This is a genomic window from Paenibacillus sp. GCM10027630 (assembly GCF_042676305.1).
Classification (GTDB): Bacteria; Bacillota; Bacilli; order Paenibacillales; family NBRC-103111; genus Paenibacillus_S.
In genome coordinates, this window is the sequence record NZ_JBHTGY010000001.1 from 283241 (window position 1) to 305987 (window position 22747).

Consider the following 22747-nt stretch of genomic DNA (forward strand, 5'->3'; position numbering starts at 1 on the left):
TAAGCAACATGGCATGATAAACCATACCTTATACAACATTCCAGTACTGCATCCACGGAAGTGAAGGGCAATGCGGAAGTAATTGTTCCTTTATCTCCTAAAATGTCCAGAAAACAGAGTGATAAGGGAACAGCCAGTTCCGTTATTTCTCTGTTTTGTACATAAATGCTCCAATTCGGCCAACATAACGGAATTCCCGCTTCCGCTATCGCCCCAGATTGGCGGCGGAAGATGGAATAACGGAACTCTCAGTTCCACACAAAATCCTTCAGGGCTTTCGCCGCTATCCCTATAAAATCCCCCTTGATCATGGGGTGCATTAAAATCTCTAATGTAGCTCTAATCTAAGTAAGGCAGGCAGGTTACTCGCTCATTCCTTCGAAAAGCTTTCTGATAGAAACTGTTTCATTAGAGATACATTTCAATCCTAAAGGCAACTTGTCCTGAAGGATAAATAGGGTACCCCCCCTCGGCAAACTTATATTACAAAGGGCACCTTACTTTAGTGCTGTAAAGCACTTAAACTTAAAAAAAACCTTAGCCAAAAATGGCTAAGGTTTTTCATACATCGAATCAAAATTCTAATTATTTTACATTGACGTCGAAGGCAGCTGTTACTCCGCTTGGAGCAACTACATTCACTTTAAAACCTGTTACATCACCAGTTGAACCGTCGTATTTAATCAATCCTGTAGCAGGATCAACTTTGATCGCACTAGGGTTCGAGCCTACAATGTTGGAAATATAGAAGCTAACTTTCAGCACTTCGTTGTTGTTATACCCAGTGCCATTAGCTTTGACAAGCATGCTGTCATTGCTTTTTGCTTCTTCATTCAAAGTTCCTGGAGCATTTTCAGCTACAAACTCGCCTGCATATTGATCTTTTATTGTTATTTTTTCAGCTAGCTTAGCATCCCATACATACAAACCGTTACCTTGAAGATCGGATTGGCTAACTGTTTTACTTGATTTCTTAAGAGCAATCTCACTTACAACTGGACCTTCATTTTTGGAATCCACATCAATACTTGAACTGGCAATATCTTTTTTGCCGTCATAGTACAGAACTGTAAGCTTAGCTTTACCAGCCTTACCGCCTGCTATCCAATTTGTTTTAGTAGCTGTATCAACCACCTGTGAATCACTTGTTGAGATGGACACGACATTAGTTGGTACTTTTACTGCTTCAGAGCCGTCTTTTTTAGCACGAATTTTCACTTCTTTGGCAAATCCTTTGTAGTTTTCATAGACGTTTGTTGCACCGCCTGCACCTGTTCCAGCATTCAAATAATCTTCCGCTGCAAGCACGGTATTATTGGATTTGTCCAGATAAGCTTCGTAAGTCAGTTTGTTATTGACATTGGCAGGATCGAGCACTTCCATAGTAGTTGAAAGATTGTTTACCTCCACATACTTTTTATCGCCGATTGTAACTAGTCCTTGATTGTCTTGTTTGTACAAGGTTGCCTTGAAGGAATAGCTTGCTGCTTTCGCATTAACCCCAGCATAAAACTTGAAGGACTTATCAATAGCGGAATCTACCGTTTTGTCAGCAGCATCATGGGCAAGCTTCAAATCTTGAGTAACCGGTGTGCCCACTGTTGTCGGGTTAAGAACATATTTGCGAGCAGACGTATTGTTTGTTTCATCCGTTCTTTGCACACTGGATAAGCTGGTTGCTGCCAAGCTTGCAGCATCTCCGGAATTAGCTGTCAAAGAATATCTAACCACATACTGATTATTGCTGTCATATTTCATTTCGCCGCCATATTGATCATAGAGCTTCAATTTCAATTCATTGTCAGCACCTGCGATCATATATTTTGCTGGCGTTGTGGAGAACTTAAGAGTATCGGCTTTACGCTCGTCATTAACGTTCAATGTTTTTTCTGTTCTTACCGCAGCATCATCTTTAAGCTGAACAGTGATGGTTGCAGACCCTTTTTTATCAACGCTCTGAATAGCGATCATTCCTTTGTGCAACCCGGAATTCGAGATTGGCTCACTGGCTAAAGTAATAGCACCACTCGCAAATACTGTAAGCTTGCTGCGGTTGTCGTAAATTTCTTGACCTGTTAATTGATTGCCTTGCGCATCCTTAACAAGGATAGGAATGAACATTTTGTTATCTGTAGCTTCATCACCTGTAATTGCATCACCGTTAGTCAAGCTGTAGCTGTAAGTGCCGAAATCAATCTTGGATGGTGATTTGTAAGCTGCCACTTTAATGGTCTTAGTCACGGATTGAGAAGAACCGTTAGCGAATAAAGAAACTTTAAATTCTTTCTCTGTATCAGCAACCGAACGCAGCTTCAAATCTGCCGCTTCATCGCCAACTGCATTATCAACAAATGCTGCTGTTGAATCCCCTTCGTTACCTTTTTGCAAGTCATTATCTGTAATGGATACTATCACGCCGCTGTTAAGAGCATCTTTATCTTCAATGCGGAAGCCATACTGGTCATAAGCTTTAACATCCAGGTAAGCATATCCGTTAGCGTCAATGGCTTCAATCTTGTTGCCGGAGCCATTCAACAGATCGCCTGCTTCAACTTTAGAAATAATAGACTTGTCACCAATCGTGAATACTTTATTCACTTGCTTGTTGCTGTCTTTGTGTAAAACAGTAACGGATACATGGTCATCACGTTTCATATCATTTGGCAAAGTCACATAGAAAGCTTGCTCGCCACCGATAGGCGTTTGAGTACCTTTGCTTGTATAGATGTCAAAATCACTTGCTGCCATCGAAAACTGTTTGCCGTATTGATTTGTTGCTTTGAAATTTATACGGATTTTTTCACCTGGATTATTCGGCAGAGTATCGCTGGTAGTCAGCAAATCGATTTTTTCCATTGTTTCTTTCTTGGTTTCAACTTCGGCTGTAGAGTTCTTTTCGTCCAGGTTTTTCAATCCGCCAAGTGCAACGCTCCATTTTTCATCGTCAAACTTAGCATCCAAAGTCAATACGACTGTTGTTTTATCGTCACTCCAAGTTGTTTTATAACCAGTTACAGCAGAACCGTTTCTTTTCAAATCCAATTTCAATTCAGACGGATCGTTAACTCCACCATTTAATTGAAGTGTGAACTCATTAGCATTCGTAGCTTTGAAAGAATTAATAGCATATAACCCGTTCTCAGGAGCTTTAACATACTGCTGTTTAGCTGCATAAGAAGAAGTTACAAGCAGCTCACGTGAAGCAGAAGTCATTCCGCCAAACATACCGTCAGCACCAACGGCCAGCAATTTTTTCTCAATAGCTAGAGCCACATAACCTTTAGCCCAAGTCGAAACTGTTTTATCTTCCTTACCTGTTGTTGTTTTGGCTTGTGCATCCATTCCAAGACCACGTACCAGGAAGGCCGCCAATTGTTCCTTGGTCACTTCGCCAGCAGGATTATATTGTCCAGGAGCAAATCCGTCTGTAATGCCTGCTTTTACAATAGCTTCAATATAAGGCAATGCGTAACCATTAGCAGGATCTGTTGCCAATACATCGGTGAAGCTCGAAGTTTTTAATGTTGAATCTACATTTAAGCCGAACACCAACGCCGCTACTTTAGCAAATTGAGCTCGGTTCATTTTATCGGTTAAGCCAAAAGTGTTATCAGCAACACCATCAAAGATACCAGCCGAAATCATGGCGTCGAATTGCGCTCTAGTCGCTGCATCCAAATCTTTAAGATCGGTAAAATCTTTGGAAGTTTTGTCAGCTGCATTGGCAGCAAGTGCAACGGATGAGAACATCGAGAATGCCACGGCAAGGGACAATATCATAGATAGGCTTTTTTTCATATAGTTGTATTCCTCCATGTAGTTAGTTTTTTTGTTGTTTCAGCTTGTTTCTGATCAAAATGGACAACACAAAATGCCTCATTCTCCTAATTGTTCGTCAAACGGACAATCAACAAATGCGGCTGCGGCTTTTCTTTTCTTTAATTCATGTGGCTTGCTTGCTACCTAAGTGAGTATACTATGAATCTATCAACCAGTCATCGATAACAATTTCCCAACGCTGCCTTACAGTGGAATTTCAGTAGCAGCCATAGCAAAGCACCTCATTATTCTAATTGTTCATCCTGCAACAATCATTCAAATGCGGCGTCTATTTTGCTTCGTCGGATATTGTGTTCGGCAACTCGTCTTGTTCAGCTTGTGTTGCTCGCTTGCTACGAGAATGAGTATACTATGAATCTATCAGCAAAGTCATCACTAACAAATTTCCAATGCTTCCAACACTGATAATAGCATTAAAAGTTAAGTTACACGGAATCGCCCTGCTCATTTATCACTTCTATATATAGAAGATACGCAAAGTCCAATTTAAGAATCCTTGAAGAATGGGCCTTAAGCGTGAGCATTCGGAAGATAAACACCTATTACACAGCAATACCGGGGATATCAAACGATATCAAAGGGAATACAACTGCTACACCATGCTTAATGCGGGTGAAATAAACAGGCAAGCGAAGTATAATTAGTTTTTGGAAACGATTAAATTTACAGGATGTGGATGCCATTGAAAGCTCAAACACTGCTCAAAGATTACATGAAAGCTCATTGGTTAATGTACATTACGGCAATATCGTTCATGGCGTCAGCCAACATTATTCAATCTTATTACCCCAAAGTACTTGGAAATTTCACCGATCATCTGCAGGCAGCAGGAATTACTCAAGCCATTATAAAGGAGTACAGTCTCATCTTGCTGGCAATCGGACTTGCGTACGGAATATTGTTCGGGGTAGGACAGTATACGGTAATGCGATTAGGCCGCAGGTTTGAATTTCACACAAGAAGAAAGTTATTCAATCACTTCACAACATTGAGCGAGAGCTATTATTCGAAGAATGGCGTCGGCAGGCTGCTGAGCTTTGTAATGAATGATGTAACAGCTGTGCGTGAAGCTATGTCGATGGGCTTAAACCAAACCGTTAACTCCGTCATTCTACTTATCTCAGTCATCATAATGATGGTTATCAGCAATATCCCCCTCTATTTAATTGCAGTCTGCGTTCTTCCTCTTCTGATCATCCCTTTTGCCGTTATCTACTTCGGCCCATCGATTCGAAAACGATCTACCAAGGTTCAAGAATCATTAGCAAAAATGACGGAATCGGCTGAGGAACAGTTCGGTGGAGTCAGGGTGACGAAGAAATTCGCAGTTGAACCGATTATGAGAAGCCGTTTTGGAAAAACAGTCGACCAAATTCTCGAAAATCAGCTTCGTTTAGTAAGAATAACATCGATATTTCAAGCTTTGCTGCCTTTCTTAGGTGCCTTATCTCTCATTATTTCTATTGTATTTGGCGGATACCTGACTATTCATAATGAAATCACACTAGGCAATTTTGTTTCATTAACGCTCTACTTAAGGATGATGGTGAACCCATTGCAGCAAATTGGCAACGTTATCAATGCTATGCAGCGTGCCCGCGCCTCTCTCGATCGTTTGAACAATCTGTTATCTGTACAGCCGGATATTGTCGAGTCCCCGACAGCTAAAGCGTTGAATCTGCAAAATACAGACGTACATATGAAAGGTTTAACGTTTGCATACCCTAATTCAACCCAAGATGCGCTGCACAACATTAATTTGACCATTCAGCATGGCAAAACTTTGGGCATCATCGGAAAAACCGGCAGCGGGAAAACGACACTCGTCAAGCTTCTGCTTAGGATCTATGATCCGCCGCAAGGAACTCTTCAATTTGGAAATGAGGACATTCATAACGCTACATTAGAAAGTTTGCGTAATCAAATTGCTTATGTACCACAGGACGGTTTTCTATTCAGTACAACGATTCGCGACAACATTGCCTTTTACAAACGCGACTCTTCACTTGAGGCTGTTGAATTGGCTGCCAAGCAATCACAGATTTATGATAATATTCTGGAGTTTCCCGATCAGTTCGAAACCAAGCTCGGAGAAAGAGGCTTCACTTTATCAGGCGGACAAAGGCAAAGAAGCAGTCTGGCTCGGGGATTTATAAAAAATGCACCTATTCTCATTATGGATGACAGCGTAAGCGCCGTAGATGCGGTCACAGAAACTAAAATTATTGAAAATCTGCGATTAAGCCGCAAAAATAAAACGACTATTATCATCGCTCATCGAATTAGTGCTATCAAGCATGCAGATATGATTGTCGTGCTGGATGAAGGCAAGATAGTACAGCAAGGGACACACCAGCAGCTGCTGGCAGAGGACGGCATCTATGCTTCCCTATATGCTATTCAAGAGGAGGGGACCCGATATGCCGAAGGACAGTAACAAGACTAAGCAAGAGGAAGAAATCAGCAGCGGCTATCATGTCAGTAAGGAGAATCGGCGGGCTGCCTTTCGTTTTACGCTGGGATATGCCAAACCTCATCGTTCCAAGTTTATTGCGATCTTCTTCTGTACGCTGCTCGCCATTGCCGCGGATCTGCTGCAGCCCTACCTGGTGAAGATTGCCATCGATAACAATCTACTGACGGGCAATAACGACTTCAGCTTCTTGCTGATCTTAGGCGGCATTTATTTAGTATTAGCGATAACCAGCTTCGGCTTCACCTATTTGCAAAATAATTTGCTGCAGTTCACCGGTCAAAGCATCGTCGCGCGTATCCGCAAAGATTTGTTCGGGCATATTACGAAGCTGAATATGTCTTTCTTCGACCGGTTTCATAGCGGCAGCTTAGTCACCCACGTATCCAGCGATACAGAAACATTGAATCAATTTTTCAATCAAGTGTTCCTAAGTCTGATTCGCGACGGTATGACCTTAATCTTTATCGTTATTCTAATGTTTCACCTGGATCCGGTACTGGCGGGCTACAGTATGATAATACTCCCGATTATTGCCTGTATAGCGATAGGCTTTCGCTCCTATATGCGTAAGACGTATCAAATCACCCGCACACGGCTGTCCCGATTGGTTGCATTTGTAGCTGAGAATTTGGCCGGCATGAACTTAACCCAAGCGTTCCACCAGGAAAAGGAACAGGAAAATCAATTTATGGATCGCAATCGAAGCTACTTCAAAGCTAATTTGCGGGAAGTGCGTACCAACGTGTTTTTCAACCGCTCCTTCGATGTTTTGAGCAATCTGTCTGTAGCATTCTTGACGTATATCGGCGGTATGGCGGTGTTTAACCATTCGATTGAATTTGGTGTGCTGTATGCATTTATCACCTATATCCGGCAGTTTTTTCAACCGATTAACAACATCTCCCAGCAATGGAGCACCCTGCAGTCTACTACCGTATCTATGGATCGGCTGTATAAGCTTTTTACAATCGAGCCAGAAATTAAAGATGACAAATCACCTGCACAAATTGATCTATCAGCTGTGAAAGGCCGCATTGATTATAACCATATTCAGTTTGGTTACTCCGATGATAACACCGTCATCTCTGATCTCGACCTTCATATTGAACCCGGTGAAATGATTGGAATTGTCGGAACGACCGGTGCAGGAAAAAGCTCGCTGATGAGCCTGCTCTGCCGGTTCTATGATGTGAGGGAAGGCAGCATCCAGATCGATGGCTCCGATATCCGCAGCATCCCGCAAAGCACTTTGCACCGTATGATCGGTCTTGTCCAGCAGGAGCCGTTTCTGTACTCCGGCACTATTATCGATAATGTCCGGCTTTTCGATGAAAGCATTACAACCGAACAGGTTATCGATGCCTGTACCTTTGTCGGCGCAGATGTGCTCATTTCCAGGCTGAAGGACGGCTATAACACCATGCTGTCGGAACGCGGGAGCGGCTTGTCCGCCGGAGAACGACAGCTAATCTCCTTCGCAAGAATCGTCGTGTTCCAGCCCAAAATTCTTGTTCTGGATGAAGCGACCGCTAACCTGGATTCACAAACCGAGCAGCTCGTGCAATCTGCATTGCAGGTCGTATCAGAAGGCAGAACCACTCTCGTTATCGCCCACCGTCTGTCGACCATCATGCAATCCGACCGCATCATAGTTATGAAGCAGGGACAAATCGTCGAAGCCGGCAGCCACCAGCATCTGTTGGATCTGCATGGCTATTACGAGCAGCTGTACCGCTACTCTCAAGGAAAGCATATACAGGGCGCTTAATCCGGTAAATCGCATCAGTAAGAACCTGGAGGTAACCTCACCGCCAGGTTCTTTACTATGCGCCCCCAGATCACTTGTACATGAAGTGGGAGATAGCCGTTGTAATCACGAACATATACTCTTCACTCGCCCTCACAGATTGGCTAATTCTGCGATACGTCGGTTAGCATTTCCTTTGTAAAGACCGCCATGATAGCAAATTACCGATTCAATATCGTAATCGGTGAGCTTCTTGATCGACAAAGCGGCTAAGTTCAAATCATACGTATTCTGGGGCAGCGATCCATGCAGCTCCCCATCAACTATGACCAAAGCATCCGCTGCGATTAAAGTTTTACTGCTTTTATGATATAGGGAGATATGCCCGGGAGTATGACCAGGTGTGTTAATGACGATTATCCCCCCGTTGTATGGCAATTCCTCTCCATCTTCAATTGTTCTGTCCACGCTCGCCTTTGGCGGATTTTCCAGCACGGCTTTAAAGGCAGTACGCCACTCCTCAGGCACATTAGGAGGTAATGATTGCAACGCCTGAGTAATAGCCTCCGGTGTTATTTTCACCTGCCGTTTATCGCCCTGTATATAAGGCTTCTCCACTTCATTCGCCAGAACCTCAATTTTTTGCGATGACTCTTGCAGAATAGCTGGCAGGCTTCCGATATGATCCAGATCTTGATGGGACATAATGATTTTGTTAAGCTTCTTGAAGGGTACCCCGGCCTTCTCCATCGCCTCTATAATTAATGGCATTTGGCCAGGAAAACCGGTGTCCACCAAAACAGCCGTATCCTCGTCCCAGATCAATGTTGGATGAATAACATCCATCTTCCCCATCACAGTTGCTGAAATCTCTAACATCTCTACTCCGTTGGCGATTTGCATCCTATACCTCCATAATGGTTGAGTTATGTTTATAAACCTTATCATAACTACAAGGGGATTGAATGTCAAAAAATACTTTATTATATCATATTTTTATCTTTTTGTCAATATAAATATTTAAAACTAGCCATTTAATGGCATTCTGACGATATTTCATACTTTTCATAAATTTTATATATGAAAAAAAGTTCACCCCCATTTACATAGGAGTGAACTGGTTTTTACGTCTTTGGGCTGCCAAAGAGTATGTACTTTCGAATTCTTGTTTCACATGCTATATTCGTTATACATACAGACCCAACAACTATTAAGCCGCCTTCGTATCGTTTAATCCTGTAATTCGTGCAATCGGGAACACTTTACGCACCGGGATAACAATCAACGCAGCAACAACCGCTTTAACTGCATCGCCCGGTAAATAAGGATAACATCCTTGAGCCAGAGCCTTTTGCAAGGAATAGTTTGCAACATGGGCAAGCCACGGTACCCCGGAAACATACAGCAGCAAAGAACCAAACAATTCTAAAACAATAAATAAAGATACAAATGCCAAGGGGCCTTGACCTTTAATACGTTTGGCCGCCCACCCGATCAGCAAAGCCGCAAAGGGATAAGCCCAAATAAATCCGCCGGTCGGTCCCAGAATCAAAGCCAGCCCGCCGCTTCCATGCAGCAATGGAATACCTATAGCGGTTAATACAACAACTAATGCCATGCTGAAAAATCCATACAGCGGTCCCAATACAGCGCCGGCCAGCATTACAGCCAGATTTTGCATACTGATAGGAACAGGCGTAAATCCCAAATGGATGTTCAAAAAGCTCGATACGACTAGTAAAGCTGCAAACAAGGCGCTGAACACCATACCACGCAAACTCAATTTCATTTTCATTGCATAATCTCCTTTTATTTGTTAACCTAATTTGTGAGTCCTTAGTTGACAATTGATATTCTAGCATAAACCAATCATATAGAAAAGAGTAAAATTCAATGAATTTTGGAGAACATTTAATTAAGCTTGAACATGTTTCTTTTACCTATGCATCGGCCGAGAAAGCGCCAGCTATATTGCAAGATGTTAACCTGACTATACGCCGAGGAGAATGGGTCGCCATTGCCGGGACCAACGGAAGCGGTAAAAGCACATTGGCTAAGCTGATTGCCAAGCTGACTCCCGCAACATCCGGTGAAGTCAACTTTAACATACCCGAACAGCCTCCAATTCAGCTTGTATTTCAGAATCCCGATACCCAAGTCATTGGTGAGACGGTTTATGAGGATGTATGCTTCGGGATGGAAAATTACGGTATAGCTGAACCTGAGATGCATTTGAGAGCTCAGACAGCGCTCCAAAAAGTTGGCCTTGAGGCTCTGGCCGACAGACCGGTTGCCGAGCTCTCGGGAGGACAGAAGCAGCTGCTTGCTATTGCCTCCTGCCTCTGTATGAATCCCGCTGCCCTCCTGTTCGACGAAGCTACTTCCATGCTGGATCCTCGGTCCCGTCAAAACATAATACAGGTAGCACAGGAGCTTCACCGTGAAGGGAAAACCATTATCTGGATTACTCAATGGATGGATGAGCTCGCTTGGGCTGAACGAGTGGTAGCCTTGGACCAAGGTAAAGTCGCATACAACGGGTCCACTCTGGATTTCTTCTACCAAACAGACGAACATAACCAAAGCTTCTGTGATCGGTTGGGGTTCGCCCCTCCCTATACGGTTCAGGTAGCTCTGTCCTTAGTAAATAAAGGCTTTAAGCTTGACTCTTTGCCGGTAACTCCAGCCGAGCTAGGGAAGATAGTGAGTGTTCACTTATGATAAACGTTGAGCAACTAACTGTGGGCAAGCCGAATAGCAGCAATAAAAATAATCGTTCTGAACCCGGGCCTATTCTTACAAATATCAACTGCCGCTTGCAAAAAGGTACCGTTACACTCATAGCCGGCCAAACCGGCTCCGGAAAGTCAACCTTCTTGAACGCAATCGCTGGATTGATCACGCTTCAAGCAGGCACTATTTCCTATGACGGTAAATCCTTATGGAACGGCCAACGGATGAACAACGCTATTAAATTCAAGATGAGCGTCCTGTTCCAATATCCGGAGCGGCAGCTGTTTGCCGAGAGCATCCTCAAAGAATTCTTATATTCCCTGCGCCCTCTGCGTTTGTCTAAGCAGGAGACTGCCGCAAGAATAAACGAAGCAATGAATCGAATGAAGCTTCCAGAGGAGCTTCTAAGCGAATCCTTCTTTACCTTATCTGATGGGCAGAAACGTAAGGTAGCTATCGCTACAAGCCTAGCAACGAAGCCGGAATGGCTGCTGTTGGATGAACCAACGGCAGGCATCGATCCTTTAAGCATTCCTCATCTGCTGGATGCTATTGATATCCATAAAAGGGTTGACAAGGGTGGTATCGTCCTCGTCAGCCATGACCTTGACACCTTTCTTCCTGTTGCGGATCGTGTGCTCGTGATGCACAAGGGCACCCTGGTCGCTGATGTGACTCCAAAGAAGCTATGCGACAATCCGGGCATCCTGGTTAAAGCGCAGATAGGTCTGCCTACATCAGTTGAGATTGCTAACATTATGCTGGAGCAAGGAATACCATTACCCGGAACGCCAATAACCCCGGATGAGACCGCTGACGCCATCATCCGGCAAATCCGTCAGCGCTCCACAACTTGTGAATCACTGGAGCACAGCTCGACTACAGGCTTGCCTTCAGCCGACCCAGCATACATGGTTTCGAGAGAATCTTCGATAACGGATCCAACAGCTGATACTATTTCAACGCCCGCAGCAAATGTATCACTAAATCCTGAATCGACAGCACCGTCGGCAAAAAGTATTTCATTTACATCCATCCTTTCAACAGCCGTGCAGCAGCTGCATCCTATCACCAAATGGCTATTTTATTTACTACTATCCAGCGGAATCTTAATTCAAGATCAATGGTATGGTATTGGTGCCGCTGCAATTATCACCTGTATTTGTATGTACTTTTCAGGCGCGCCAATCGGTGCTTTACTAAAACCTGTGAAGCCATTCCTGTTTTTTATCCTTATTTCAGCCCTTATTTCCGGGCTTACTCTAACCTTTTATCCGGACTCGATAAAGCTTGCCGCAGTTGACTTTTCAATAATTTCAGCAGCTCAAACTACTAAGCAATTATCCATATTTCTGTTGATCATGGTGCTCGGCATTTTATTCGCTCTTACAACAACCGGATCAAAGATGCAGCGCGGGCTCGAACAGGCTTTTTCTTTTCTGGAGTATTTTCGCATCCCGGTTGCTGCCTTTACCTTCTCCGCCTCTTTGCTCTTGAGATTCGTTCCCATACTATTTGCAGAAATAGAACGAATTTCGCTAATCACTAGAGCCAGAGGCAAAGCGGATGTAAAGCAAGGCTCCATAAGAGTACGTGATGCTCACGTATTCATGATTCCATTGATTCTATCGATGATGAAGCATGCCGAAGATTTGGCTTTTGCCTTGGAAGCGAGAGGGTATCGTGTGAAACGCATCTCGCGTTTATCCTACAATAAAATCCCCTTTCACCTCAGGGATCTGTACACCCTGACAGCAGGCTTCCTATTACTAGCTGTTCTGATCTTTTGTGATTGGTAGAATCTCTAAAATTAGATAATAAATATTTATATAGTATATAAAAACATATAAATTTACTTTATCATAAAATTGGAGTATGCTTAGATCACTAAGATTAAGAGGTGACTACAGTGGCAAAGGTAACAGGTTTGGATGGAATTGTAGCAGCAGAAACGGATATAAGCCTCGTTGACGGGGAAAAAGGACATTTGGTGTACCGGGGATATTGGGCCAAGGAGCTGGCTATCAGTAAGGAGTATGAAGAAGCCGCTTATTTATTGTGGTTCGGTTCTCTACCGAATCAAGAGCAGTTGGAAGCTTTCACTTCGAATCTACAGATGAATCGTGTGCTCCCGGACTTTATCAGAAATTTATTAGACGCACTTCCTGCTTCAATGCCCGTCATGAATGTTTTGCAGACGGCAGTAGCAGCCATGTCAGACGATTCTCCCAGCTGGCCTCCACAGGTTGAGCAGGCTGTCACTTTGACTGCAATGCTCCCTACCTTGATTGCTTACTGGCATAGGAAACAATCTGGGCTTCCCTGTATAGAGCCTGATACGAGCTTAGGGCATACGGCCAACTTTCTATACATGCTGTCAGGAACGCTGCCTAACCCCGCTCATGTTAAGGCATTGAATGCTTATCTCATCTTGGGCATGGAGCATGGGATGAATGCATCCACGTTCGCCTCACGCGTCGTTCTATCGACGCAATCGGACATGGCTTCCGCTGTCAGCGCCGCAATCGGCGCGATGAAAGGCCCGCTTCACGGCGGCGCTCCGTCCGAGGTCATCGCCATGCTCGATGCCATCGGAACGAAGGACAACGCGGAAGCGTGGATACGTCAAGTGCTTGAGCGCGGCGAGAAGCTCATGGGCTTCGGCCATCGCGTATACAAAACCAGGGACCCGCGAGCTGAAGCGCTTCGTCAGGTGACGGAGGCATTGTCCGGCAATGACCCGTGGTTCGATCTAGCGGTTCATACAGAGAAAATCGCTATTAAGCTGCTTGAGGAATATAAACCAGGCCGTAGGCTTTATACGAATGTTGAGTTTTTTGCGGCGTCCATCATGCGGGCTATTGCGCTGCCAACCAGCTTGTTCACGCCTGCCTTTACAGCAGCTCGCATCGTCGGCTGGACTGCGCACATTCTGGAGCAAGCAGAAATCAACCGCATTTTCCGTCCTCAATCCATCTACACAGGACCGATGCCCGAGCAGCTCTAACATCTCATTTAACAAGAAAAACGCCTTGTTGCGTCCAGTAATAAGTCCACGGAAGTGAAGGGGCAATGCGGAAGTAATTGTTCCTCTATCATCTATAAAGCCCAAAAAACAGAGGGATAACGGAAGCGCTAGTTCCGTTACCCCTCTGTTTTTTTGCATAAACGTCCAATTCGGCCAACATAACGGAATTCCCACTTCCGCTATCTCCTTAAATTAGAGCCTGCTGATGGAATAGCGGAACTTTTAGTTCCGTACCAATCCCTCCAGGTGCTCTTCGCAGCGCCCCTTCATCCAAAACCTATTTTTTGATCGTCCTGATACCATCTCTGTTGATGAGGTTTATGTTCTCGAAAAAATTATTGTCTGGATTGGGAACTTTATCGCAAGTGAATGGTCTTATTTTATAGAGGTGATAAAATTGGAGCCGCATTACTTAAATTATTTGGCATCCGGCTACGACAGAAACCAGGTATTGCGCGACCTGATGGTTACTTTCGGGGAGGATGTATGGAATTTCGCCTATTTCCTGACCCAACGTGCCGATGCCGCGGACGATATTTCGCAGGAGGTTTTTTTGTCAGCCTATAACCGGCTCTATTCATTCCGCGGCGAATGCAGTGTGAAAAGCTGGCTTTTGACCATCACAAGAAATAAATCGCTGAATTATTTGAAAAGCTCCTTTATTAGAAAAGTGACTCTTATAGACACTCTTTTTTCATACAAAGATGCCTCTCCTTCAGCTGAAAAAGTAATATTTGACCGATTAGAGTCCCAAGAGCTCTGGATCGCAGTTATGAAATTACCGCGCAAATTCCGCGAAGTCCTAATTCTAGATTATCATTATGGACTGGCAATCAAAGAAATCGCTGAGCTGCTTCAAATTACAGAAGGTACTGTCAAATCCCGTTCATTTCGGGCCAAGAAAAAAGTATCCGTTCTGCTCGAAAATAACAGCAAGGAGGTGTGAACCTATGGATCCAAATAAACCGGATTGGGCGAAGCATATGACTCCCTCTCCTTTTTCGCAATCTCATTTTACTAAAGAACTAACGAATCAGGTCTTAAGAAATGTACAGAATTCGAAGCGTACAAGGCGCTTCCCCATAGCAACAGCCATTATCTCATTGACTTTGGCCGTGCTATTCTTTTTTGGAATATCCCATTTAAACAACTGGCCTCAAACCCAAGCAGCTTCTTTTTTCAAAAAAATGACCAAAGCTCCAATCGATCGAACTGAATATTACGAGCATGGGAAGCTGTTGTTCGCCGTTTACCCTGAACCTGAACTAACCGCGGGCAGCCTGGCTGGGTATATTTTTCATTTTACGGCTCCTTTCGAAGAACTGTATGGAAAGACACTCACCATCCATGCCATTCATATAAAATCAGGACTGAAAGTCACAGTGGTAGCCCCTTTCGAAATTACTAAGCCGAGCAGTGGTTATAAAGGTTTAGAACGGTTTGGGACCAATTTCGCGCTTCCCATAGGCGGTGTATGGCGTTATGTCGTTGAGCTTGATGGAAAGCAGTACGGGGATGTAGTGTTAACCTTGAAAGAACCTTTGCCTTACATCGATAATCGTTTGCTTGAAACCATTGTTGTGGAAGTAAAATGAGATGCCAAAAACCAAGAATCTCGCTTCGAACTAAAGCCGATTCTTGGTTTTTCTAAAGGTCTAACTCATTGGAATCTTCATATATACCGCGGTCCCATACCCTTCCTTGCTTCGAATAACGACACCGTAATCCTCACCGTATGCCAGCTTTAACCGCTTATTCGTATTCCTCATGCCAATATGCTCTGAATATTCCTTTTCGTTGTCAAAGTCGTTCCGTAGCATCTGTAGAGTATCCTTATTCATGCCTAGCCCATTATCAATAATGCCTATATGAAGCTCAGTTCCTACGGCCTTAATTCTTATTTTAATATAGCAGTTCTCTTCCTTCTCCTTAATTCCATGGTAGATGCTGTTCTCTATAAAAGGTTGAAATAACAGCTTCATCACCCGGTAACCGATGATCTTCGGATCATAGTCCCATATAATATCAAACTTATCCTCATACCTGTATTTCTGGATCTCGATATAGCTTTTAAGGTTTTTAATTTCTGTGTTTAATGAAACCAATTCCTCTGGATTGGTCAGCGAATATCTCAGAATCTCCGATAAATTATCAATAATTTTCGTCACCTGGTTCGGCCTGCCAGTCAGTGCGATGGTTTCCCAATTAAGCGTCTCCAGAGTGTTGAATAAGAAGTGGGGATTTATTTGAGCTTGCAAAGCCGTTAGTTGGGCGACTTGTAATTTATAACGCCTTTCGGAAAGCTGTATTTTCAAAAAGCTCTGTTCAATAAAAGTTTTCAGGATGTTCTGAATAATATACCCATACTCATCCTTAACCCGGTCGGGAAGCGCTGGAAGCGGACTTCCGTTTTCGGCTGAATCGATGATATGAATAATATTCGATATTTGTTTGTACCTGATTTTAGTGAAATAAAAGGCAAGCACAAATCCAAGCACAAAAGAGATAAGCAGCAGCAGCACCGTTATTTGGATAATAGTGAAGGGCACCTGATACAATGCCCGTTGCGGTACAATGGAAATATATTTCCAACCATATCTGGCTGAACTAAGCTGTGTAACAATATAAGCCTCGTTTGCAGCATTGACCGTATAAAAGGCTTGCTCGGACTTGTTGATACTCTCCAGCTTTAAATCCTTCAAGTAGTCCGGCTGCTTGTCGCTGAAAATTATTTGATTATTTTCATTCACTACAAGAATGCTTTGTTCGGGAAACGTAGATAACGACTTCAAAATATTTTCAATATAAGCCGGTAAAATATTAAGCACAATCACTCCATCAATAGAGTTAATTCTTTGGTAAATCGTAACGATTTTAGTCGGGGTCTGCTCAAAAGCAAATGGTTTAACCGTCCTGGGTTCAATCCAAAGCTTTACATTCTCATCTTGCTTAATAAATCGATCGAACCATTCTTTATCATAATAGTTATTGAGCTCAGAAAGCCCTTCCTTGGAAGAAATGAACCGTCCCGTATCGTTAGGCAAATAAATGTAAAAGGAATCGATATACGGTCTGGCGTTGGCGGGGGCACTCAGGAAGCTTTTCAGAATTCCGTAAGAGATCAGCTCCTCATGGGATAATGCATTGTTTTTCATAATGGAGCTTAGGGCTTCTATAATCTTAAAATCGTTGCCATACACAAGGCTCATCGGATCCGTTTCACTTAGAATCAGCTCAATATTTTCCTTCGTCTGCTTGAGTAAATTAACCGAGCTTTTATTGATATCCTCCTTAATATAATTCTGGGTGATGAGGATAGAGAGCGTTCCAAGTATAATAAGCGGAATAAGCAGCGGAAGAAAAAACATGGAAAGATGCTTAATAAAAAACTTCGTTTTCATTCGCTTACCGGTGGTGAATCACGAAATTCCCTGGGGCTTTTGCCGTAGTAGAGCTTAAATGCCCTGGAAAAATTTTTGGCGTTATCATAACCGATGAAGCTTCCAATTTCGTATGTTTTATAGGTAATATCTTTTAGCATCTCGGCTGCTTTCTCCATCTTTACGGATATGACATAGTCCGAAAAGTTTTGGCCCGACCACTTTTTGAAATACTTACTCAAATAATACAAGTTCATATGAAACAACCCTGCCACTTCCTCCAGGGTCACATCCTTATAATGCTCCAGAACGTAGGATTTGATCGCGGCAATCTTCTTCTCGTGATAACCCAGTTCCTCCGTGTTTTCCTCCGCCACTTCTTCTACCAAAGGCGCAGCCGTCACAGCCTGGCCTTGTAGCAGCGCTTCTCTCGACTGCTCGTCATCCAACTCATCCTTGATCCTTGAGAAAATTTCCAGCAGCTCCTCATATTTGGTGGGCTTGATAATATAGCTTTTCACACCGTAGACCAAAGCCTTTTGCGCATAATCAAATTCCTTATAGCCGGTTAAAAACACAATCTTCGTTTTACTTTTTCTGCTGTGCAGCTCTTGGGCAAGCTCGACTCCGGTCATGACCGGCATTTTAATATCGCTAAGAACTACATCCACATCATGCTTTAAAATATAATCTAGAGCTTGCCGCCCATTCTTGGCCTCTGCAACTATCTCGAATCCTATCTCATTCCATGGAAAGTAATTGCATATACCGTTTCTTATTTTAGTCTCATCGTCAACTACTATCAGTTTGTACATCGTTACCCTCCCTCTTGCGGTATAACAAAATCATTTTATTCGAAGCCTATTCGATGTAGATACATTCGTGTTTTTATGGTGGATTTTGTTGCAATAGCAGAAAGCTGAAACTTCGTTTCAGACTTTTCTTTCTGATATTATAACAAAATCATTTTATTCGAAGTCTATTCGTGTAGATACATTCGTGTTATTATGGTCGATTTTGTTGCAATAGCAGGAAGCTGTCAGCTTTCTGCTATTATAGAGTATCGCGAAATCGCATACAACCTAATGACAAATAATGAAATCAAATGACAAATTAGACCCCCTTCACACTTTGAACAAGCGGTTTATTTCAGACAAATAATCAAACCTTTTATCAAATCAGATGGATTTTATGGTCCAAGTTTCATTGATATAATAAACCTGCAAATGCTTACAACTTGTAAATTCGAACAAAAAGGGGATACGAATATGAATCATATGAATAAGCAGAAGAAGCTATGGAGCTCGGCCATTGTCATATCTTTACTGTCAGCAAGCATGGTCGGATGCAGCAGCGGCTCAACGCCAGCTCAAGGCGACAGCGCTAAAAATTCCGATCCTGCCAAACCAGTTACCCTGAGATTCGCATGGTGGGGAAGCGATTCACGTCACAAAGCTACTCTTGATGTCATCAATCTATACAAGCAAAAAAATCCTAACGTAACTATCGAAGCTGAATATAGCGGATTCGATGGCTACGAACAGAAAATAAAAACGCAGCTTGCTGGTGGTACAGCACCCGATATCCTCCAATTGGATCAACCATGGCTTGCAGAATTAACTAACGGAAACGAGCTTTTACTTGATTTAGGCACTCAGAAGAACTTGGATTTGAGCAAATTTGATGCTACTTACTTAAAAAACTTCTCCACCTATAATAACAAAATCGTCGGCTTGCCAATGGGAACCAACGGACGCACCATAGTATTCAACAAAACTTTGGCAGAAAAGCTGGGCATTCCCTATAATCAGGCTTGGACTTGGGACAACCTGCTGGAGGAAGGAACGAAGCTTCATGCAAAGGACAGTAAAATGTTCCTGATGAACTCAGACTTGGGCGTCATTCAGATTATGCTCGCATCCATGCTGAGACAAAAAACCAATGCACCTATGGTCAAGGATGATAATACCCTTACTTTTACAAAAGAGCAGGCCACTGAAGCTTTTGACTGGATTCAGAAAGCGTTCAAGGCTGGCGTTTTCCAGCCACTGGGTGAAAGCCAATTATTTGCCGGCAAAACCGATCAAAACCCAAAATGGATTAATCAAGAGCTTGTCGCTATAGAAGGCTGGAGCAGTGAAGTAATTAAATTCAAGGACACGCTGCCAAAAGGTACTGAGATCGAGTCGGTATTGCCTGCAGCCTATAAGGATTCCAAAACCGGCGCTGCTGTTATCCGTCCTTCTATGGTTGTCTCTGTTAATAAAAGATCAGAGAATCAAGATGCTGCAACTAAGTTTGTAAACTGGTTATTGACGGATATCGAAGCAGCCAAAATACTGGGCGATGTAAGAGCTGTACCTGCATTGGAAACTACGAAAAACGCAGTTGTAGAAGCTAATAAATTGGATAAAAATGTGGCAAAAGCCGTTGATTTGGCTTCCAAGAGCCAAGCGATTCCAGATAACGCTATATCCCTAAACTCACAGCTCATAGATATCGGCAAGGATATCGTTCAAAAGGTTGCTTTTGGTAAAACCTCTCCATCCGATGCTGCTGACGAACTAATCAAACGATATACAGATAAATTAAAAGAATTGAAAAAGTAATCTGTACCGTGTTATCCGGAAACTGTTACAAGTGCCGCTGAGCCTCAGCGGCACTTCTACTTCAACAATGCATAAGTAAGGGTGATAAAATGGAAACACTTCGATCCGCTGTGAAAGTGAAAAAGAAGTATCAATATATCGGTTTGCTCTATATCAGTCCATGGCTTTTCGGATTTCTGTTGTTGGAATTGTATCCTTTTCTTACTTCCTTCTATTATTCATTTACTTCATTCGATCTGATCAATCCGCCAAAATTTATTGGCTTTAAAAACTATATCGATATGTTTACCAAAGATGATATGTTCTATCAATCCTTAAAAGTCACATTAATTTATGCTATTATCGCCGTCCCCGCCAAGCTCGCCTTTGCATTATTCGTAGCTGTAGTTCTGACTGCGAAGCTCAAAAGCGTCAATATTTTCCGGACCGTCTATTACTTACCCTCCATATTAGGAGGCAGCGTCGCCGTTGCCGTGCTGTGGAGATTCCTGTTTATGAAGGATGGAATTATTAATAACCTTACGGCTACCATTCATATTCCAGCGATCGACTGGCTTGGGAATCCCAGTATTGCGCTGTACACCATCTCTATGTTGAACGTATGGCAGTTCGGTTCCTCCATGGTTCTTTTCCTAGCCGGCTTAAAACAAATACCTGGTGAGCTGTATGAGGTCGGGCGAGTCGAAGGAGCCTCCAAAGTACGGATGTTCTTTTCCGTTACGCTTCCTTTATTAACGCCGATTCTTTTGTTCAATTTAGTTATGCAGATCGTTAATGCCTTTCAAGAATTCACCGGTGCCTTTGTTATACTGCCTGATGGGGGACCGCTCAAATCCACTTATTTATTCGGGATGAAATTGTATGATGAAGGATTCAAGTTTTTGAAAATGGGCTATGCGTCCTCACTTTCCTGGGTGCTGTTTGCAATTATCCTGGTTTTTACAGCACTCGTTTTCAAATCTTCCTCTTACTGGGCCCATTATGAAGACGGAGGTGATAAGCATTGAGTTCAGAAAAAGTTAGAAATACCGTTTCATTCGTGTTTATGTGTGTATTCGGGCTCATTATGATTTATCCCTTGCTATGGCTGTTTACCGCTTCATTCAAAACGAATGAGGAAATATTCGGATCACTCAGTCTGCTGCCAAGTCATTTCAATTGGGACGGCTACATCAAGGGTTGGAAAGGCTCCGGGCAATATTCATTCGGTCTGTACTTCCTGAACACCTTCAAGCTGGTCATTCCAACCGTGTTTTTTACCGTTGTATCAAGTACTATAGTAGCTTACGGCTTTGCCAGATTTACATTTCCATTCAAGAATGTATTGTTCTCACTCATGATCTCCACCTTAATGCTTCCAAATGCAGTAGTTATAATTCCTAAATATATAATGTTCAAAAACTTTGATTGGCTGAACAGCTACTTGCCATTTATCGTCCCGGCTGCACTCGCCACTCACGCATTCTTCATATTTATGCTTGTTCAATTTTTCCGTGGACTCCCAAGAGAGCTTGACGAATCTGCGAAGATGGACGGCTGCAATTCGTTTATGATTCTGGTCCGCATTCTGCTCCCGCTGTCCAAGCCGGCACTAATATCTGCAGGGATTTTCCAGTTTATATGGACATGGAATGACTTCTTTAATTCATTGATCTACATTACCAGTGTCAAGAAATTTACCGTTGCGTTGGGTCTTCGAATGGCGCTCGATAACTCGACCAGTGTGGCCTGGAATCAGGTGCTTGCTATGTCGGTTATCGCTATCATCCCTTGTATATTAGTTTTCTTCTTCTGCCAAAAATACTTCGTGGAGGGCATCGCCACCACAGGTATTAAAGGGTAATCAACACTCGTTCACGATGATTAAATGCCAAAAACCCAAGAATCTGCTTCTACACGAAGCGAGAATCTTGGGTTTTCGTATTTAATAGGTTTACTTCTGCTTCCGCCTTGCTCTCAATGCTTGTCCAGCAAAAGAGGGATTGCTTATCCCAGTGTCTTCTCACCGGGCTTCCAGTTAACCGGACATAGTCCGCCCGCTTGAAGAGCTTGTAGAATGCGTAGCGTCTCTTCCACGCTGCGGCCTACGTTCATATCCGTTACGACCTGATAGCGAACTACGCCTTCAGGATCGATAATAAACAAACCGCGATGTGCAGCGCCTGAGGCTTCATCCAGTACACCGTAGGCTCTTGCCGTTTCCTTTTTGAAATCGGATGCCAATGGATAATTGATAGTACCAATTCCCTGCTGATCACGTGGCGTTTGAGTCCATGCGCGGTGTGTATAGACACTGTCTACCGAAACACCTACTATTTCGCAATCCAGATCTCTGAAGCTGTCGGCATGATCACTGAAAGCGATGATTTCTGTAGGGCATACATAAGTAAAATCATAGGGCCAGAAAAACAGCATCAGCCATTTGCCGCGGTAGCTTTCCAAAGTAACATTTTCCTCTAATGTTTCCATGTTCAGAGTGGATGGAAGGTTGAAGGATGGAGCCTGCAGTCCGATTTTTACGATTTCTGTTGTTTGCGCTTGTTGAGTCATTAGTGTAGTCTCCTTCCGCTCTTATTGAGCCAATGCTTTTTGGATGCGAGTGGTGTTCATGCCAAGAATTCGGGTGTCACCGATTACTGTTACGGGCAGCGAGCTAACCCCCATTGCTTGAAGCTCATCAATAAATGCGTCGTTGGTGTCAATATTTCTTTCTTCAAAGGCAATGCTCTGTTCATTTAAGTACTGCTTAAGCTGCTTGCAATATGTGCAGGTGTTGCTGGAATATACAATGACTTGGGTTGTTGTTGACATGGCTTATATCCTCCTAGAGTGTTTTTTTAAACTTAAACTAAATCTAATTATCTTCTAAAGAGATAGTAACATCTTGAGACGCTATTCATCATGAAGGTTTGATGAAGTTATCATGAAGATTGC

The 22747-nt window shown here is 43.2% G+C and carries 17 protein-coding genes; 10 read left to right on the forward strand and 7 right to left on the reverse strand.

Going from position 1 to position 22747, the window contains the following annotated elements; translation table 11 throughout:
- Positions 1 to 585: 585 nt before the first annotated feature.
- Positions 586 to 3798 (reverse strand): S-layer homology domain-containing protein, encoded by a 3213-nt coding sequence (locus tag ACFQ0C_RS01240; RefSeq protein ID WP_379363171.1) that lies wholly within the window; start codon positions 3796 to 3798, stop codon positions 586 to 588.
- 724 nt (positions 3799 to 4522) lie between these two features.
- Here ACFQ0C_RS01240 and ACFQ0C_RS01245 point away from each other — a divergent pair.
- The gene (locus tag ACFQ0C_RS01245) at positions 4523 to 6277 is read left to right on the forward strand and encodes an ABC transporter ATP-binding protein (RefSeq protein ID WP_379363173.1); all 1755 of its coding nucleotides are present in this window, start codon (positions 4523 to 4525) and stop codon (positions 6275 to 6277) included.
- A complete protein-coding gene (locus ACFQ0C_RS01250) occupies positions 6261 to 8084 on the forward strand; it encodes an ABC transporter ATP-binding protein (RefSeq protein ID WP_379363175.1) in 1824 nt (607 codons plus the stop codon). Before ACFQ0C_RS01245 ends, ACFQ0C_RS01250 begins: the two co-directional genes overlap by 17 nt.
- Before the next feature lie 132 nt (positions 8085 to 8216).
- Here ACFQ0C_RS01250 and ACFQ0C_RS01255 read toward each other — a convergent pair whose 3' ends face one another.
- Together ACFQ0C_RS01255 and ACFQ0C_RS01260 are read right to left on the reverse strand one after the other, a co-directional pair.
- Complete coding sequence (locus ACFQ0C_RS01255) at positions 8217 to 8966, reverse strand: MBL fold metallo-hydrolase (RefSeq protein ID WP_379363177.1); 750 nt, start codon at positions 8964 to 8966, stop codon at positions 8217 to 8219.
- Between the two features lie 307 nt (positions 8967 to 9273).
- Positions 9274 to 9858: a biotin transporter BioY gene (locus ACFQ0C_RS01260; protein WP_379363179.1), complete on the reverse strand. Its 585-nt coding sequence runs from the start codon at positions 9856 to 9858 to the stop codon at positions 9274 to 9276.
- Between the two features lie 98 nt (positions 9859 to 9956).
- On the opposite strand from ACFQ0C_RS01260, the gene ACFQ0C_RS01265 reads away from it, so the two are divergent.
- The 5 genes from ACFQ0C_RS01265 to ACFQ0C_RS01285 all read left to right on the forward strand — a co-directional run bounded on the left by ACFQ0C_RS01265 (position 9957) and on the right by ACFQ0C_RS01285 (position 15419).
- A complete protein-coding gene (locus ACFQ0C_RS01265) occupies positions 9957 to 10784 on the forward strand; it encodes an ATP-binding cassette domain-containing protein (RefSeq protein ID WP_379363181.1) in 828 nt (275 codons plus the stop codon).
- Positions 10781 to 12595 (forward strand): ATP-binding cassette domain-containing protein, encoded by a 1815-nt coding sequence (locus ACFQ0C_RS01270; RefSeq protein ID WP_379363183.1) that lies wholly within the window; start codon positions 10781 to 10783, stop codon positions 12593 to 12595. Before ACFQ0C_RS01265 ends, ACFQ0C_RS01270 begins: the two co-directional genes overlap by 4 nt.
- A gap of 110 nt (positions 12596 to 12705) precedes the next feature.
- Complete coding sequence (locus ACFQ0C_RS01275) at positions 12706 to 13803, forward strand: citrate synthase (RefSeq protein WP_379363185.1); 1098 nt, start codon at positions 12706 to 12708, stop codon at positions 13801 to 13803.
- 418 nt (positions 13804 to 14221) lie between these two features.
- Positions 14222 to 14770 (forward strand): RNA polymerase sigma factor, encoded by a 549-nt coding sequence (locus ACFQ0C_RS01280; RefSeq protein ID WP_379363187.1) that lies wholly within the window; start codon positions 14222 to 14224, stop codon positions 14768 to 14770.
- A 4-nt stretch (positions 14771 to 14774) separates the two neighbouring features.
- A complete protein-coding gene (locus tag ACFQ0C_RS01285; RefSeq protein WP_379363189.1) occupies positions 14775 to 15419 on the forward strand; it encodes a hypothetical protein in 645 nt (214 codons plus the stop codon).
- Between the two features lie 60 nt (positions 15420 to 15479).
- Here the strand turns inward: ACFQ0C_RS01285 and ACFQ0C_RS01290 are convergent, their stop codons facing one another.
- Together ACFQ0C_RS01290 and ACFQ0C_RS01295 are read right to left on the reverse strand one after the other, a co-directional pair.
- Positions 15480 to 17225 (reverse strand): sensor histidine kinase, encoded by a 1746-nt coding sequence (locus ACFQ0C_RS01290; protein WP_379363191.1) that lies wholly within the window; start codon positions 17223 to 17225, stop codon positions 15480 to 15482.
- Positions 17222 to 18019, reverse strand: a complete 798-nt coding sequence (locus ACFQ0C_RS01295) for a response regulator transcription factor (RefSeq protein WP_258216609.1) — start codon at positions 18017 to 18019, stop codon at positions 17222 to 17224. The genes ACFQ0C_RS01290 and ACFQ0C_RS01295 overlap by 4 nt, the downstream gene beginning before the upstream one ends.
- Positions 18020 to 18472: 453 nt before the next feature.
- On the opposite strand from ACFQ0C_RS01295, the gene ACFQ0C_RS01300 reads away from it, so the two are divergent.
- The 3 genes from ACFQ0C_RS01300 (at position 18473) to ACFQ0C_RS01310 (ending at position 21656) form a co-directional block, all read left to right on the forward strand.
- Positions 18473 to 19813 (forward strand): ABC transporter substrate-binding protein, encoded by a 1341-nt coding sequence (locus ACFQ0C_RS01300; RefSeq protein WP_379363193.1) that lies wholly within the window; start codon positions 18473 to 18475, stop codon positions 19811 to 19813.
- Positions 19814 to 19902: 89 nt separating this feature from the next.
- Positions 19903 to 20820: a carbohydrate ABC transporter permease gene (locus ACFQ0C_RS01305; protein WP_379363195.1), complete on the forward strand. Its 918-nt coding sequence runs from the start codon at positions 19903 to 19905 to the stop codon at positions 20818 to 20820.
- Positions 20817 to 21656 (forward strand): carbohydrate ABC transporter permease, encoded by an 840-nt coding sequence (locus tag ACFQ0C_RS01310; RefSeq protein ID WP_379363197.1) that lies wholly within the window; start codon positions 20817 to 20819, stop codon positions 21654 to 21656. The genes ACFQ0C_RS01305 and ACFQ0C_RS01310 overlap by 4 nt, the downstream gene beginning before the upstream one ends.
- A 143-nt stretch (positions 21657 to 21799) precedes the next feature.
- On the opposite strand, the gene ACFQ0C_RS01315 is transcribed toward ACFQ0C_RS01310, so the two are convergent.
- Both ACFQ0C_RS01315 and ACFQ0C_RS01320 read right to left on the reverse strand, forming a co-directional pair.
- Complete coding sequence (locus tag ACFQ0C_RS01315; RefSeq protein ID WP_379363199.1) at positions 21800 to 22363, reverse strand: peroxiredoxin; 564 nt, start codon at positions 22361 to 22363, stop codon at positions 21800 to 21802.
- A gap of 21 nt (positions 22364 to 22384) precedes the next feature.
- The gene (locus tag ACFQ0C_RS01320; RefSeq protein ID WP_379363202.1) at positions 22385 to 22624 is read right to left on the reverse strand and encodes a glutaredoxin family protein; all 240 of its coding nucleotides are present in this window, start codon (positions 22622 to 22624) and stop codon (positions 22385 to 22387) included.
- Positions 22625 to 22747: the final 123 nt, after the last annotated feature.

Bases quoted from the DNA above. Each gene is read 5' to 3' on its own strand.
- ACFQ0C_RS01240 (WP_379363171.1), bottom strand. From the start codon at position 3,798: ATGAAAAAAAGCCTATCTATGATATTGTCCCTTGCCGTGGCATTCTCG.
- ACFQ0C_RS01250 (WP_379363175.1), top strand. From the start codon at position 6,261: ATGCCGAAGGACAGTAACAAGACTAAGCAAGAGGAAGAAATCAGCAGC.
- ACFQ0C_RS01255 (WP_379363177.1), bottom strand. From the start codon at position 8,966: ATGCAAATCGCCAACGGAGTAGAGATGTTAGAGATTTCAGCAACTGTG.
- ACFQ0C_RS01260 (WP_379363179.1), bottom strand. From the start codon at position 9,858: ATGAAAATGAAATTGAGTTTGCGTGGTATGGTGTTCAGCGCCTTGTTT.
- ACFQ0C_RS01265 (WP_379363181.1), top strand. From the start codon at position 9,957: ATGAATTTTGGAGAACATTTAATTAAGCTTGAACATGTTTCTTTTACC.
- ACFQ0C_RS01270 (WP_379363183.1), top strand. From the start codon at position 10,781: ATGATAAACGTTGAGCAACTAACTGTGGGCAAGCCGAATAGCAGCAAT.
- ACFQ0C_RS01285 (WP_379363189.1), top strand. From the start codon at position 14,775: ATGGATCCAAATAAACCGGATTGGGCGAAGCATATGACTCCCTCTCCT.
- ACFQ0C_RS01290 (WP_379363191.1), bottom strand. From the start codon at position 17,225: ATGAAAACGAAGTTTTTTATTAAGCATCTTTCCATGTTTTTTCTTCCG.
- ACFQ0C_RS01295 (WP_258216609.1), bottom strand. From the start codon at position 18,019: ATGTACAAACTGATAGTAGTTGACGATGAGACTAAAATAAGAAACGGT.
- ACFQ0C_RS01300 (WP_379363193.1), top strand. From the start codon at position 18,473: ATGAATCATATGAATAAGCAGAAGAAGCTATGGAGCTCGGCCATTGTC.
- ACFQ0C_RS01305 (WP_379363195.1), top strand. From the start codon at position 19,903: ATGGAAACACTTCGATCCGCTGTGAAAGTGAAAAAGAAGTATCAATAT.
- ACFQ0C_RS01315 (WP_379363199.1), bottom strand. From the start codon at position 22,363: ATGACTCAACAAGCGCAAACAACAGAAATCGTAAAAATCGGACTGCAG.
- ACFQ0C_RS01320 (WP_379363202.1), bottom strand. From the start codon at position 22,624: ATGTCAACAACAACCCAAGTCATTGTATATTCCAGCAACACCTGCACA.